Annotated in this window: 12 protein-coding genes and 8 tRNA genes; 2 read left to right on the top strand and 18 right to left on the bottom strand. The window is 61.7% G+C overall.

From position 1 onward, the window contains the following. Positions 1-2: 2 nt before the first annotated feature. Positions 3-833, top strand: a complete 831-nt coding sequence (locus U0004_RS10770) for an AraC family transcriptional regulator (protein WP_070253440.1) — start codon at positions 3-5, stop codon at positions 831-833. 43 nt (positions 834-876) lie between these two features. Here the strand turns inward: U0004_RS10770 and aqpZ are convergent, their stop codons facing one another. The 18 genes from aqpZ to U0004_RS10680 form a co-directional block, all read right to left on the bottom strand. Then, positions 877-1566, bottom strand: coding sequence for an aquaporin Z (aqpZ, locus tag U0004_RS10765; protein WP_034778070.1), 690 nt, complete (start codon positions 1564-1566; stop codon positions 877-879). Positions 1567-1790: 224 nt separating this feature from the next. Next, complete coding sequence (locus U0004_RS10760) at positions 1791-2201, bottom strand: GNAT family N-acetyltransferase (RefSeq protein ID WP_070253439.1); 411 nt, start codon at positions 2199-2201, stop codon at positions 1791-1793. Then, a complete protein-coding gene (locus U0004_RS10755; RefSeq protein WP_167468645.1) occupies positions 2201-2659 on the bottom strand; it encodes an Ivy family c-type lysozyme inhibitor in 459 nt (152 codons plus the stop codon). The genes U0004_RS10760 and U0004_RS10755 overlap by 1 nt, the downstream gene beginning before the upstream one ends. Before the next feature lie 64 nt (positions 2660-2723). Next, positions 2724-3134, bottom strand: a complete 411-nt coding sequence (locus tag U0004_RS10750; protein WP_070253437.1) for a hypothetical protein — start codon at positions 3132-3134, stop codon at positions 2724-2726. A 29-nt stretch (positions 3135-3163) separates the two neighbouring features. Beyond that, complete coding sequence (locus U0004_RS10745) at positions 3164-4312, bottom strand: amidase family protein (RefSeq protein WP_070253436.1); 1149 nt, start codon at positions 4310-4312, stop codon at positions 3164-3166. Positions 4313-4519: 207 nt separating this feature from the next. Beyond that, complete coding sequence (locus U0004_RS10740) at positions 4520-5095, bottom strand: elongation factor P (protein ID WP_034758247.1); 576 nt, start codon at positions 5093-5095, stop codon at positions 4520-4522. Positions 5096-5230: 135 nt separating this feature from the next. Next, positions 5231-6400, bottom strand: coding sequence for an elongation factor P maturation arginine rhamnosyltransferase EarP (gene earP, locus U0004_RS10735; protein ID WP_070253435.1), 1170 nt, complete (start codon positions 6398-6400; stop codon positions 5231-5233). A gap of 95 nt (positions 6401-6495) precedes the next feature. Then, positions 6496-6571 (bottom strand) — tRNA-Glu (locus U0004_RS10730). Between the two features lie 57 nt (positions 6572-6628). Beyond that, positions 6629-6704: transfer RNA gene (locus U0004_RS10725), tRNA-Glu, on the bottom strand. Positions 6705-6828: 124 nt separating this feature from the next. Then, a tRNA-Glu gene (locus U0004_RS10720) sits at positions 6829-6904 on the bottom strand. A gap of 242 nt (positions 6905-7146) precedes the next feature. Then, positions 7147-8223 carry a DUF5694 domain-containing protein gene (locus tag U0004_RS10715; RefSeq protein WP_070257112.1) on the bottom strand — a complete coding sequence of 359 codons (1077 nt, stop codon included), beginning with the start codon at positions 8221-8223 and terminating at the stop codon, positions 7147-7149. 349 nt (positions 8224-8572) lie between these two features. After that, positions 8573-8648: transfer RNA gene (locus U0004_RS10710), tRNA-Ala, on the bottom strand. 50 nt (positions 8649-8698) lie between these two features. Next, positions 8699-8774, bottom strand: a tRNA-Glu gene (locus U0004_RS10705). A gap of 37 nt (positions 8775-8811) precedes the next feature. Next, a tRNA-Ala gene (locus U0004_RS10700) sits at positions 8812-8887 on the bottom strand. 134 nt (positions 8888-9021) lie between these two features. After that, positions 9022-9097 (bottom strand) — tRNA-Glu (locus U0004_RS10695). Positions 9098-9164: 67 nt separating this feature from the next. Then, positions 9165-9240, bottom strand: a tRNA-Ala gene (locus U0004_RS10690). 123 nt (positions 9241-9363) lie between these two features. Continuing rightward, positions 9364-10770, bottom strand: coding sequence for a glutamate--tRNA ligase (gltX, locus tag U0004_RS10685; protein ID WP_070257746.1), 1407 nt, complete (start codon positions 10768-10770; stop codon positions 9364-9366). 70 nt (positions 10771-10840) lie between these two features. Continuing rightward, positions 10841-11752 carry a LysR family transcriptional regulator gene (locus U0004_RS10680; RefSeq protein ID WP_070257774.1) on the bottom strand — a complete coding sequence of 304 codons (912 nt, stop codon included), beginning with the start codon at positions 11750-11752 and terminating at the stop codon, positions 10841-10843. A 146-nt stretch (positions 11753-11898) separates the two neighbouring features. Here U0004_RS10680 and lysA point away from each other — a divergent pair, with 146 nt between their 5' ends. Beyond that, complete coding sequence (gene lysA, locus U0004_RS10675) at positions 11899-13137, top strand: diaminopimelate decarboxylase (RefSeq protein WP_070257747.1); 1239 nt, start codon at positions 11899-11901, stop codon at positions 13135-13137. Positions 13138-13176 lie beyond the last annotated feature (39 nt).

The following is a 13176-nucleotide window of genomic DNA, read 5'->3' as shown; positions in this document are numbered from 1 at the left end:
ACATGTACACCCACCAACCCGCCCAGACCCACCCCGATGGCGTGCCGTTCAGCCGCAGCACCAGCTCGCACGATTACCAGCACGTGCCGCGCCCCGTGACGGCCATGTCCAGGCAATACGTGGCGGGCGACTACACGGCGCCGCACAGTCATGTGCGGGCGCAACTGCTGTATGCGACGGAAGGCGTGATGCGCGTCTCCACCGGACACGGCGTGTGGATCCTGCCGCCGCGGCGCGCCCTGCTGATCCCCGTGGGCGTCGTGCATGAAGTTCACATCTTGAGCGAACTGAGCATGCGCACCGTGTACATCGATGCGCAGGTAGCGGCCCAATATGGCGCCGATTGCAAGGTACTGGAAGTGAGCCGGCTGTTGCGCGAGCTGATCCTGGCCTTGCTGGCCGAACCGATCGAATATGCGCTGGCGGGACGCGGTGACTGGCTGGCGCATTTGATCCTGTCGGAATTGGCGGGGGCCGATACCGTCCCCCTCGCCATCCCCTGGCCGCGCGACCGCCGCCTGGTGGCCGTCTGCTCGGCCATCATGAGCGCGCCCGGCAGCCGGCGCAGCATCGAGGACTGGGCGCAGGACGCGGGCGCCAGCGCGCGCACCCTGATCCGTTTATTCCCCAAGGAAACGGGCTTGCACTACCGCCAATGGCTGCAGCAAGTCCACCTGGCCGAGGCCTTCTGCCGCCTGGACCGGGGTGAAGGCGTGGCGGCCATCGCCTATGCGCTGGGCTACGCCAGCCCCAGCGCCTTCAGCGCCATGTTCCGCCGCATCCTGGGCCGCACGCCGCAGCATTACCTGAGCGAGTGGCGCGGCGCCGATTAAATGAAAAAAGCAGCCCGCGGGCTGCTTTTTTACATGTTGAAGCCTACTCTTTTTCGCCCGCAATCAAGCGGTAGGCCAGCGCGCCCAGCAAGGCGCCGATAATCGGTGCCAGCCAGAACAGCCACAACTGGCTGGTCGCCCAGTCGCCCACGTACAGGGCCACGCCCGTGCTGCGGGCCGGATTGACGGAGGTATTGGTGACGGGAATGCTGATCAGGTGGATCAGGGTCAGCGCCAGGCCGATCGGCAGCGGGGCGAAGCCGGCCGGCGCGCGCTTGTCGGTGGCGCCCAGGATGACGATCAGGAAGAACATCGTCAGCACGATTTCAATGACCAGCGCCGACAGCATCGAATAGCCGCCCGGCGAATGGGCGCCGAAGCCGTTCGAGGCAAAGCCCTTGCTGACATCGAAACCGGCCTGGCCGCTGGCGATCACGTACAGCACGCCGCCGGCCACGATGGCGCCTAGCACTTGCGCAATGATGTATGGCAACAGTTGATTGGCGGGGAAGCGGCCGCCGGCCCACAGGCCGATCGAGACGGCAGGATTCAGGTGGCAGCCCGAGATGTGGCCGATGGCGTAAGCCATGGTCAGCACCGTCAGGCCAAAGGCCAGCGCTACGCCGGCAAAGCCGATGCCGAGGCCGGGAAAGGCAGCGGCCAGCACGGCGCTGCCGCAACCGCCCAGGACCAGCCAGAACGTGCCGAGAAATTCGGCGCCATATTGTTTCATGATGTATTCCTTTAAAGTGACGAGAAAACGTGCCAGGGACGACCAATCGGACCGCTCACCACCTTTGCCCCGCCAGGTAGCGACGGCAAAGCACAGCACCAGCAACGCACCGCTGCGTAAGCTGCAGAGCGCGCATAATGACATGATGTCATTATCAATGCAACATTATTACGTACAATAATGTTAATAGTTCTCTTGACACCTAAAGGTTGTTTTGATAATTCTCACGCTGCAGGACGACGCATGTACTTGTGTGGCGCCTCCAGCGGCGCAAAACCAAAGCTGGCATACAGGCCATGCGCGTCATCGGTCCCCAGCATCCAGACGACATCGCGCACACGCGCATCGCCGAGCGCGGCGGCCACGATCTGCTTGCCATAGCCGCGCCCCTGGTATGGCGGCAGCACAAACACGTCGCGCAGGTAGGCAAAATCCGTGTAATCGGTGATGACCCTGGCGAACGCCACCTGCTGCCCATCCACATAGCCGCCGAAACACAGCGCGTTGGCGATCCCCTTGCGCACCGTTTCGATCGCCACGCCGCGCTTCCAGTACGATTGCTCGCTCAGGTAGCGGTGGATCATGGCCACGTCCAGCTCGCCGCGTTCGCTGGAAATGCGCAGTGGCGCGTGCATCAGTTCTTGAACAACAGGTCGGCTTCGGCGATGCTGGGTTCGCCGAAGTAGACGGTGCGCAAGCCGCCCTTGCCATCGCTGCCCATATACACGCCCGTCATGCTGCGCTCGGCCGGGTCGTACAGGATGGAGTAGCGGTGGCCGCAATTGTGCGGTTCGCAGACACTGCTCAGCAGACGCGCCTTGCCGTCGATCTCGACGGGCTTGAGCGGGCTGGCCACGCCATCCGGCACCCAGCGCTGCCGCTTCAGGCCAGCTTTTTTCAAGCCCACATTGAAGGCCTTGCGAAACGCGTAGTCCGCCTTGTAGACGTCGGGGAAGTACGGGCAGGTGTGGCCGCCATCGCAGCTTTGCGCCTGCTCGATCAGCGACAGCCTCGGCGTACGCGCGTGCGCCGGCAGCGCGGCCAGCGCCACGGCGGCACCGAGGAACAGGGGGAACAGCAAACGTGCGGACATGCAATCTCCTAAAAGCATCATGTAATGCCGGCAGCATAGCAGAATGGCATGCTCGCGCACCGTCTCAGGGAGAACAGCGGATACCGACGACCCCGTTGACCTTGCCTTCCGGCCAGCCCGTCTCGCGCCAGCGGTACACGCCGGGCGCGACGATGATCAATTGCCATTCCACCAGCTTGCCAGCGGTATTGAGGCGGGTTTCATTGTCATAGCGTAACGTCAGGCTGTGCTCCGTTTCCGCCACCACCGTCGCGGCAAAGCGGTTGGTTTCACCCAGCTTGCTTTTCCACGTACGGTCGTTGAAGATCGCCAGGCGCTGATGATCGTCAGACAGCTGCATGCGCGTAAAGTGCCGCGCTTCTTCGCAAACACTGTTCGTATTGACGCTGTCGGACCAGCTGCCAGACAATTGCGCGGCGTCAAAAGGAGTCGGGGTGGCGGTCACGGCCGCACTCAGCAGCAAGGTTGCAAGCATAGTTTATCGAAAGAAAACGAAAAGAAAATTCATGGCTGGCGCAGCGCCAGGGTGATGCTCGACGGCAGCGCGGGCGTGCGCCGGTGCAAAGTCGCCTGCTCATAGGCATAGGCCATCGCAATGAGCTGCATGTCGCCGTGGGCCGGACCGATGAAGGACAAGCCGACCGGCGAGCCCCCGGCCACGCCGGCCGGCACCGTGATATGCGGCAAGGCCGCCGGCGCCTGCGATACGCCATGGCAGGTAGGCCCCACCAGCGCATCGAGCCCATGCGAGCCCAGCAATGCTTCGATGCCGCCAGGCCCGGGCGCGGGCGGCATCTCGATCAGTTCCGCGCCCTGGTCGCGCAGTACCAGCAGCGCCTGCCCGATCACGGCATCGGTCCCCGCGCACAGGCCGAACAGGCTGCGCGCCACGCCGATGCGGCGCCCATGCAAGCCGGCGGCATCGAGCACCACGCCATCGGCCAGGCGCTCGCCCGTCAGGGCGGCGAGCAGCCAGGCCGCCTCGCGCACGCTGGGGGCCATCGGCCCGGCCATGGCTGGCTCGCCGCCCTGCCCGTCAGCGGCCCTGCCCGTGGGCTTGATGGCGACCAGGCCGCAGTCTGAAGCAGGCGCGACGATGGATCCGTCCGCAGCGCTGTCGACGGCCAGGATGGTCAGCCCGGCCCAGCTGGCAGTGGCATGCGGCACGCTGACGGCAGCCCACTGGCGCAAATTGCTTTTGCCGATGATGACGGCGCCGGCCGCGCGCAAGCGCGCCGCCACAAAGGAATCGCAGCTGGCCTGCGTGGCCAGGGGGGCTTGCGTGCGCGTCTTCATGCGGTCGCCCGTGGCGATATTGTCGCGCAAGACGACGGGAATGCCATGCAAGGGGCCGCGCACCTTGTGCACTTGCCGCTCGCGGTCCATTTCCAGGGCAATTTTCAACGCATCGGGATTGATTTCAATGCCGGGATAGGTCCGCGCGCCGATGCTGCACAGGGAGCGGATGCGCCCCAGGTACTGCGACGTCAGGGCATGGGAGCTGAGTTTGCCTGCCTGCATCATTTGCTGTTGCGGCAAGACGCCGGCATCGAGCAGATGGGCCATGGGGCTGGCGGGCGCCGAGGCACGGGCCAGCACGGGGCGCGCCACGCCCCGGGACGCGCCACTGCGTAACATCTGACTGCGCTGCATGCTATCTCCAGGAAACTTCAATGTTTCTACCGCAATAATGTTCTAGCCATAGCATAGCAGTCCCTGCAACACAATTGTTGTTGAAGGGAATTATTTTTTAAGCAAAAAAAAACGCTGCCCAAAGGCAGCGTTTCTTGATCATCCAGCACTGGAGCAAGCCAGGCCGGCATATGCCGGGCCATGCGAGCGGCGCAGTGCAACGATCTATCAGTTGCGTACGACACGCTTGTATTCGTTGGTACGGGTGTCGATTTCGATGACGTCGTCCTGTGCCACGAACAGCGGCACTTGCACGGTGTGGCGGTGCGCGTCGATGGCGTTTTCGATCTTGGCTTCTTTCAGGACGTTGCCCGACGTGTTGCCCTTGACCGCTGGCTCCGAGTACACCACTTGACGGGCGATGGTCGTCGGCAGTTCAACGGAGATCGCTTTGCCGTCGTAGAAAATGGCTTCGCATTCCATGCCATCTTTCAGGTAGTTCAGCGCTTCGCCCAGGTTTTCTTCTTCGATTTCGTACTGGTTGTACTCGGTGTCCATGAAAACGAACAGCGGGTCGGCGAAGTACGAATATGTCACTGGCTTTTTATCCAGAACAACAACGTCGAACTTGTCGTCGCCGCGGAACACGTTTTCCATCGGGGTGTTCGTCAGAAGATTTTTCATCTTCCATTTGTAGGTGAAGCCCGTGCGGCTCGAACCGTTGACATCAGAACGCAACACGATCATTGGCTTGCTGTCGACCATGATGATATTGCCAACACGAATTTCTTTTGCGGGTTTCATAGGAATGTACGTAAAAAGTGGGTTGCATGAAGACCATCTGCCGCCTGTGCGCCATCAGCGCCGCAAGCTTGCGTTTGATCGGTTAAAAATACGTTAGAAATAACCGGGCATTTTACCTTAATTTTGAGCAAGCGCCTATCTCGTCGCGCCAGCGAACGCCAGCAGCTTACTTGCCAGATCGCCATTAGCCTGCATCTGCCGCTGCCAGTCCTGCGCGCGCGCCCTGATGCGCGACAAATCGGCCTGCAATGCGGGCCACAGCTGCGACCACGGCAAGGCGTCCGTGCTGGCGCCATTCCAGGCCAGCGCCGCCTGCACCAGGCTGTCGATGGCGCCGTCCGCATCGGCCGCATAGCGCTGCAGGAAGGCACGCAATTTCACGTGATGCAAGTTTTCATCCTGCAGGTAGATATGCCAGAGAAACGGCTGGCCGGCCCATTGCGCGCGCACGAAGGAATCCTCGCCACGCACGAAATTGACGTCGCAGGCCCACAGCAGGCGGTCGTAATCGTCTTGCGGCACGAACGGCAGCACGCGCACGGTGAGCGCGCCGCGCGTGCGCGCCGCACCAGATACCGCCGCATCGTCGCCGATAAATGCCTGAACGGCATCGAACGCAACGCCTTCCGGCACCAGGCACATCATGGGTTCGCTCCCTGCCTGCCAGGCCGCAAACAGCTCGGCGACCGGCGCGGACGGGTAGCAGAACAGCGATACCTTCAAGGCGGACATTTCCGCCGCCGTCACGCCGAATTGCCCCAGGAATGCCGCCATGGCGGGTGCATCGGCCTGGAACGCCAGCCTTTTCTCGTCCAGCGCCGCTTCGCGCAGCAAGCCGCCCGTCTTGTTCGTGAAGCCGGGAAAGAAGAAATGCTTGATCATGCCGTGGCGCGGCGACGTCAGCGCGTGGCAGCCCTCGACCCACTCTTCCGCCGTCAAGCCTTCCAGGTTCAGCCACACGGGATGCGGCGCGCACTGCGCCATGGCGCTGATATAGCCGGGCGGAATGTCGCAGGCAAAGAATTCGATGACGATGTCGGCCACGTCGCCGGGCACGAACGCACCATCCTGGCCGCGCCAGTGGCGTACCGTGACGCCGGAGACGTGCTGCGCTTCAGCCGCCACGTCGATTTCCGGGCAGATGCGCTGGAAACTCGGCAAATCATCGACCCACAGGGTGACGGCCACGGCATGCTCGCCGCTCAACTGCCGCGCCAGGCGCCAGCAAATGCCGATATCGCCGTAGTTGTCGACGACTTTGCAGAAGATGGCCAGGGATGGTGCGCGATCGATAGGAAGTGGCATATTGAACGGAAAGAGAAAAACGTGGGCATGGCGACCAATAACAAAAAAGCCGCGCTGTTACCAGGCGGCTTTTTTGTTGGCTGATTCAGCCGGTCTGGCGTCCCCAAGGGGATTCGAACCCCTGTACTCACCGTGAAAGGGTGATGTCCTAGGCCTCTAGACGATGGGGACAGAAAATCTGTCCTGGATGCGCTGCTTTGCATCCCGACCTGTTACTACTTGCGAATCTGGCGTCCCCAAGGGGATTCGAACCCCTGTACTCACCGTGAAAGGGTGATGTCCTAGGCCTCTAGACGATGGGGACAGAAATCTGTCCTGAATGCACTACTTTGCATCCTGACCCGGTACTGCAGCAATATTGCAGAAACAAAAAAAGCCTGACTTGTCAGGCCCATTCAGCACTGCACTCTTACTTTACAACTAAATCCTGGCGTCCCCAAGGGGATTCGAACCCCTGTACTCACCGTGAAAGGGTGATGTCCTAGGCCTCTAGACGATGGGGACCTGTGCTGGCTTTACTCTCAGCGGACTCTTCGTTGAAGGCTTTGCTTAGCCCCTCAAAAAAGCGTGCGCGAAGTTTAACACGAAGCGATTCACGAAATCAACTGCTGGCCTTCTTATTTTCCACCTTTTTGCATCCCCCTTCCCTATGGAAACAAGATGATGGCAGGAAGATATGCAAAGCAACAGCACGCCAGGCATGCAGGAAAAACCGCGCCAACCTCCCGGCGCGGCAAAAGCACTCCTTAGCGCAAGATATCGTCCGTACTGGTGATGCGCACGTCATGCATCTGGTTCAGATACGCCTCCAGATAGCCCTTGTGGGATGCGCCGACGATGACCAGCACGCGCATGCCCGGGCGCGCCGCCATGATTTCGCGGATATTCGACGCCATGCGCAAGTTGCGCACCTCCCAGGAGGCGACGTAGTTGCGGCCATACCGCTGCGGCGAAGGCTCTTCCAGCGCCGCGCCAAAATCGCCACGGAAGGCCAGATCCGCCTCGGCGCGTCCGTTATAGGCGCGATAGATCGCCAGCACACCGGCAGGCGTCGTCAATTGCTCCTCAAACCCGGCATGGATGCGCTTGCGCTCGGCCGAAAAGGAGTTATTCCAGGCCGCCCTGATCGCCTTGGCATAAGCCTTTTCATCGTCAACAGGCATATCGGACGTATGGTCATCCATGCCATGCACCCGCTCGTGCCCGCTCTTCGCCGCCAGCACGGCAGCGATCTGATAGCTCTCGTTGCGCTGCATCAGCAGGGAATTGAGGTTTGCAGCCAAGGGCTCGCTCACGCCGTCACCGGCGCGCCGCTCCTCGACAGGCAGACGCAGCCACTGCACCAGCGCCGATGCGCGCTCGCCACCGGCCAGGAACAGGGAGGCCAATGTACGCCGCTGCGCGGCAGACGGCGCCGCCGGCCAGGCGGCCAGCAAACCCTCCGCCTGCGCCGTGGCCGCGACCACATCGAGCCCCGTGGCGGCCTGCGCGACGGAAGTGTCATAGCAATACGCCTTCACCGTATCGCCATAGCGCTGCGGATAGGCGCGCAGGTAAGCACACTGCAAACCGGAAAGCGCCTCGATCGCGATCGCATCCGGCCGCCAGTCCGCCAGGCGCTCGTTGAGCAAGCTCAATTGAGACGGATCAAACGATTTTGGCAATTGCGCCAAATGGGGCGAGCCGAGCACCAGCACGTCATTGAACGGGCCCTTTTGCAACTTCAGCGCACCAGGATCGAATTTCGCCGCAGGCGGCGCCTCCGCATGCGCGGGAACGTGCATAACGGCGGCAAGAAAAAAACTGGCAAATACGCGGTGCATCCTGTCTCCTCAATGTAATGGTCCATTTTTTATCCGCAGGCTTGATGCAATCAAGCAGCCTGCTAAATGTAACCACTCCGCAAATCACTGTCAGTTATATCCATGCAACCAATAGGCACAAAAAAAGCCGCTCGAGGCGACTTTGATTTATTCACTATTTTACCTACCAGTTTCTGCGCTGTTGGTGGAGGTTTGCGGGAGCTAACCGCTGACCTCTTGCATGCCATGCAAGCGCACTAACAGCTTAGCCATACCTCCCCCGAGCGAAGGAATCACTGACGCCAATAAAAAAAGCCGCTCGAGGCGACTTTGATTTATTCACTACCTTACCTACCAGTTTCTGCGCTGTTGGTGGAGGTAAGCGGGATCGAACCGCTGACCTCTTGCATGCCATGCAAGCGCTCTCCCAGCTGAGCTATACCCCCCGGGCGCAGAAACACTGCTACTTCTTTACAACCATAACACCAGACTGAACTGGCGTCCCCAAGGGGATTCGAACCCCTGTACTCACCGTGAAAGGGTGATGTCCTAGGCCTCTAGACGATGGGGACCACGGAACTACAGTTTGCTACTTTACTCCTGCGCTGTTGGTGGAGGTAAGCGGGATCGAACCGCTGACCTCTTGCATGCCATGCAAGCGCTCTCCCAGCTGAGCTATACCCCCCGGGCGCAGAAATAATAAAAGCCGCACTTGGCGACTTTGTTTCACTACTTGCTTTCCATCCAGATTCCGCTTTTTACGGGTCTGAACTTACAACAATCAGTACAAACAACTGCCACTACTATACCACAACTACCTGGCGTCCCCAAGGGGATTCGAACCCCTGTACTCACCGTGAAAGGGTGATGTCCTAGGCCTCTAGACGATGGGGACCGCGGAACTTCCAAACAACAACTGCACCACTTCAACGACTAACAAAACCTGACTGCGATTTTGCTGCTGGTGGAGGTAAGCGGGATCGAACCGCTGACCTCTTGCATGCCATGCAAGCGCTCTCCCAGCTGAGCTATACCCCCGTTGGTGCAGAAACAAGAGTATAGCAAAGAAGTTTCACTCTGCAAATACCCTTTTTCGTCTATGAGCAACTTTTCATAGGGGCGGTTTCCGCACTCTCTTTTACGGCGATTTAATCGCGATGCTTACAACCACTTTGCCAGGCGCGCCAGCACGGTGTCGCGGCCGAACATCACCACTACCTGGTCGATGGCCGGGGTCTGCAACTGGCCCGTCAGGATCAGGCGCAAAGGCATGGCCAGCAGCGGCATCTTGATGGTGTTCGCGGCCAGCACTTCCTTGATCATGGCGGCGACGGCTTCCTTGCTCCACTCCACCGTGGCGATGCGTTCGGCAAACTGCGCCAGCACGGGCTTGATGGCATCCGTGATGTGCTGCGCGACCAGTTCCGCTTCCGGCTGCGGCTCGCGGAAGAACAGCATCGAGGCGGCAGCCAGTTCATTGACCGTGTTGGCGCGCTCTTTCATCATGCCCAGCACTTGCGCCAGGTCCGGCGCGCCTTCGAAGACGGCGCCGGCGGCGGCCATTTGCGGGCGCGCCAGGTCGGCCAGGCGGGTATTGTCGGCCTGCTTGATATAGTGGTTGTTCAGCCAGGCCAGTTTTTCATTGTTGAACTGGGCCGCCGATTTCGACAGGTGGTTCAGGTTGAACCACTCGCAGAACTGCTCGGTCGAGAACACTTCATCGTCGCCATGGCTCCAGCCCAGGCGCGCCAGGTAGTTCAGCATCGCTTCCGGCAGGAAGCCTTGCGCCGGGTAATCCATCACGCTGACGGCGCCATGGCGCTTCGACAGCTTTTCGCCGTCCGCACCGAGGATCATCGGCAGGTGGCCGTACAGGGGCAGCGGTGCGCCGATGGCGCGCAGGATGTTGATCTGGCGCGGGGTGTTGTTGACATGGTCGTCGCCGCGGATCACGTGCGTGATCTGCATGTCCCAGTCGTCGACGGCCACGCAGAAGTTGTACGTCGGCGTGCCGTCCGGGCGGGCGATCACCAGATCGTCCAGTTCGCGGTTCGAAATCGTGATCGTGCCCTTGACCACGTCATCCCACGTCACGTCGCCATCGAGCGGATTCTTGAAGCGCACGACGGGCTTGCGGTCGGCAGGCACGACCGGCAGGGTCTTGCCCGGCTCCGGGCGCCAGGTGCCGTCGTAGCGCGGCTTTTCGCCGGCGGCGCGCATGCGCTCGCGCATCGCTTCAACTTCTTCCGGCGACGAATAGCAGTGATATGCAGTACCTTCGGCCAGCATCTGTGCCACTACTTCGCGGTAGCGGTCCATGCGCTGCATCTGGTAGAACGGGCCTTCGTCGTGGTCCAGGCCCAGCCACTTCATGCCTTCGATGATGGCTTGCACGGCTTCCGGCGTGGAACGCTCCACGTCCGTGTCTTCGATGCGCAGCACGAAAGTGCCGCCGAAGTGGCGGGCATACGCCCAGCTGTATAAAGCGGTGCGGGCGCCGCCCAGGTGCAGATAGCCGGTCGGGCTGGGAGCGAAACGGGTACGGACGGGAGTAGCGGTTGTGGTCATCGAAGTAATCAGGCTTGAATAAGTAAAACGCCATTTTACTCTGTTGACCGCCGCCGCTCCACAAGCACCGTCACAGTTGCAGCAAGCGCCTTTTCACTTCGTCCGCCTGCGCATGCAGCGCCTGCTCGAACAGGGCGACAAGTTGCGACAGGGGCCGGTGCAAAGGTTTCACGAGATTCACCGTGAACGGCAGGGACACGGCGAAACGGCGGATCTGCAAGCCCTGCCCCGCATAGTCGAGGGCCGTGAGCGGATTGACGATGGCCAGGCCCACGCCTTCGCGCACCATCGCGCACACGGAGGCGGCGCTGTGCGTGTCGAGCGCCATGCGCCGCTCCACACCCGCCTGCGCGAAGATGGCGTCGATCTGCTGGCGGTAGGGGTCGACGGCGGCCAGGCTGATGAAAGACTGGCCCGCGAAGTCCGCAGGCTGCAGCACGGCCTTGCTGGCGAGCGCATGGCCGTCGGGCAGTACGCACACTTCATCGACGGACATCAGGGTGTCGAGCGCGGTGCCCGGCGGCGCATTGCCCACTTCCGTCAGGCCGATATCGTGCCGCTGCGCCGACAGCCACTCTTCCAGCAGCGGCGACTCCTGCGGCGTGATGCTGATGCTCACCTTGGGAAAATCGGCGACGAAGCGCTTGCACGCCTGCGGCAGCAGCGACTGGGAAAACACGGGCAGGCAGGCGATCGACAACTGTCCCTGGTCGAACTGGCGCAAGGCCGCCGCCGTGCTGACGATGCGCTCGAGGCCGAAATATGCGCGCTGCACTTCCTCGAACAGCTGCAGCGCCTGGGCCGTGGGACGCAGCCGCCCCCGCTCGCGCTCGAACAGGATCAAGCCCGTCAAATGCTCGAGGCGCGCCAGTTCGCGGCTGACGGTGGGCTGCGACGTATGCAGCATGGCGGCGGCGGCCGTCACGCTGCCCGTCGTCATGATGGCGCGGAAGACTTCGATATGGCGCAGGGAGATAGTCATGGCCATATCATAAATGAATAAGGTAGGCCCAAATAGATATTTTATGTTTACAAAGAAAACCCGCATCATGGCCAGCATCGTAGGTCGGATTAGCGGGCAAAGCCCGCGTAATCCGACGCCACCCATCATATGACAAAGACCACCCCATGAAACCAGTGCCAGACGCCACCCTCGCCCAACTCGCCCAGGAACACGGCACCCCCCTGTGGGTGTATGACGCGGCCACCATCCGCGCGCGCGTGGCGCAGCTGGCGCAGTTCGACACCGTGCGCTTCGCGCAAAAGGCTAACTCGAACATCCATCTGCTGACCTTGATGCGCGAAGCGGGCGTGCACGTGGACGCCGTGTCGCTGGGCGAGATCGAGCGCGCGCTGCAGGCAGGCTTTATGCCGGCGCAAACGAACGGCGCCGCCGGCGTGGTCTTCACCTGCGACCTGTTCGACCGCGCCACCCTGGCGCGCGTGGCGGCGGCGAAGATCGAAGTCAATTGCGGCTCCGTCGACATGCTGCGCCAGCTGGGTCCCGTGTCGCCCGGCCACCGCGTCTGGCTGCGCATCAATCCAGGCTATGGTCATGGCCACAGCAACAAGACCAATACGGGCGGCGAAAACAGCAAGCACGGCATCTGGCATGAAGAGCTGCCGGAGGCGCTGGCCGTCATCCGCGCACATGGCCTGCACCTGGTGGGCCTGCACATGCACATCGGCTCGGGCGTCGACTACAGCCACCTGGAAACCGTCTGCGGCACCATGGTCGATCTGGTCAAAAACATGGGCCACGATATCGAAGCCATTTCCACGGGCGGCGGCCTGTCCGTGCCTTACCGCGAAGGCGAGCAGCCCGTCGACACGGACCACTACTTCCAGCTGTGGGATGCGGCGCGCAAGCAGATCGAGGCGCACCTGGGCCATCGCGTGCACCTGGAAATCGAACCGGGCCGCTTCCTCGTGGCTGACGCGGGCTTGCTGGTGGCCGAAGTACGCGCCACCAAGCAAATGGGCGGCAACCATTTCACCTTGCTCGATACGGGTTTCAATGAACTGATGCGCCCTGCCATGTACGGCAGCTACCATGAAATGTCGGTGATCGCGCATGACGGCCGCGCGCTGGACACGCAGCGCGCCACCGTCGTCGGCGGCCCCCTGTGCGAATCGGGCGACGTGTTTACCCAGCGCGATGGCGGCGTGGTGGAAACCCGGCAGTTGCCGGCAGCACAGGTAGGCGACTATGTGGTGTTCGAAGGCGCGGGCGCGTATGGCGCGTCGATGTCGTCGAACTACAACAGCCGCCCCCATGCGGCGGAATACCTGGTCGACGGAGAACAATCCCGCCTGATCCGCCGCCGCCAGACGGTGGCCGAGCTGATCGCGCTGGAACAACTCTAAAACCGCGCCGCGTGCGGGCATGCGCATCTGCTAACATCG

Source organism: Janthinobacterium lividum (assembly GCF_034424625.1).
Lineage (GTDB): Bacteria > Pseudomonadota > Gammaproteobacteria > Burkholderiales > Burkholderiaceae_D > Janthinobacterium > Janthinobacterium lividum.
The sequence above is the reverse complement of the archived record's forward strand: the minus strand, read 5'-3'. Positions and strand labels throughout refer to the sequence as shown.

Excerpts from the sequence above, each read along its gene's own strand:
- U0004_RS10745 (WP_070253436.1), bottom strand. The coding sequence starts at position 4,312 with ATGCAGCGCAGTCAGATGTTACGCAGTGGCGCGTCCCGGGGCGTGGCG.
- U0004_RS10680 (WP_070257774.1), bottom strand. The coding sequence starts at position 11,752 with ATGACTATCTCCCTGCGCCATATCGAAGTCTTCCGCGCCATCATGACG.
- lysA (WP_070257747.1), top strand. The coding sequence starts at position 11,899 with ATGAAACCAGTGCCAGACGCCACCCTCGCCCAACTCGCCCAGGAACAC.
- gltX (WP_070257746.1), bottom strand. The coding sequence starts at position 10,770 with ATGACCACAACCGCTACTCCCGTCCGTACCCGTTTCGCTCCCAGCCCG.
- U0004_RS10740 (WP_034758247.1), bottom strand. The coding sequence starts at position 5,095 with ATGAAACCCGCAAAAGAAATTCGTGTTGGCAATATCATCATGGTCGAC.
- U0004_RS10755 (WP_167468645.1), bottom strand. The coding sequence starts at position 2,659 with ATGTCCGCACGTTTGCTGTTCCCCCTGTTCCTCGGTGCCGCCGTGGCG.
- aqpZ (WP_034778070.1), bottom strand. The coding sequence starts at position 1,566 with ATGAAACAATATGGCGCCGAATTTCTCGGCACGTTCTGGCTGGTCCTG.
- U0004_RS10770 (WP_070253440.1), top strand. The coding sequence starts at position 3 with ATGTACACCCACCAACCCGCCCAGACCCACCCCGATGGCGTGCCGTTC.
- U0004_RS10750 (WP_070253437.1), bottom strand. The coding sequence starts at position 3,134 with ATGCTTGCAACCTTGCTGCTGAGTGCGGCCGTGACCGCCACCCCGACT.
- U0004_RS10715 (WP_070257112.1), bottom strand. The coding sequence starts at position 8,223 with ATGCACCGCGTATTTGCCAGTTTTTTTCTTGCCGCCGTTATGCACGTT.
- U0004_RS10760 (WP_070253439.1), bottom strand. The coding sequence starts at position 2,201 with ATGCACGCGCCACTGCGCATTTCCAGCGAACGCGGCGAGCTGGACGTG.
- earP (WP_070253435.1), bottom strand. The coding sequence starts at position 6,400 with ATGCCACTTCCTATCGATCGCGCACCATCCCTGGCCATCTTCTGCAAA.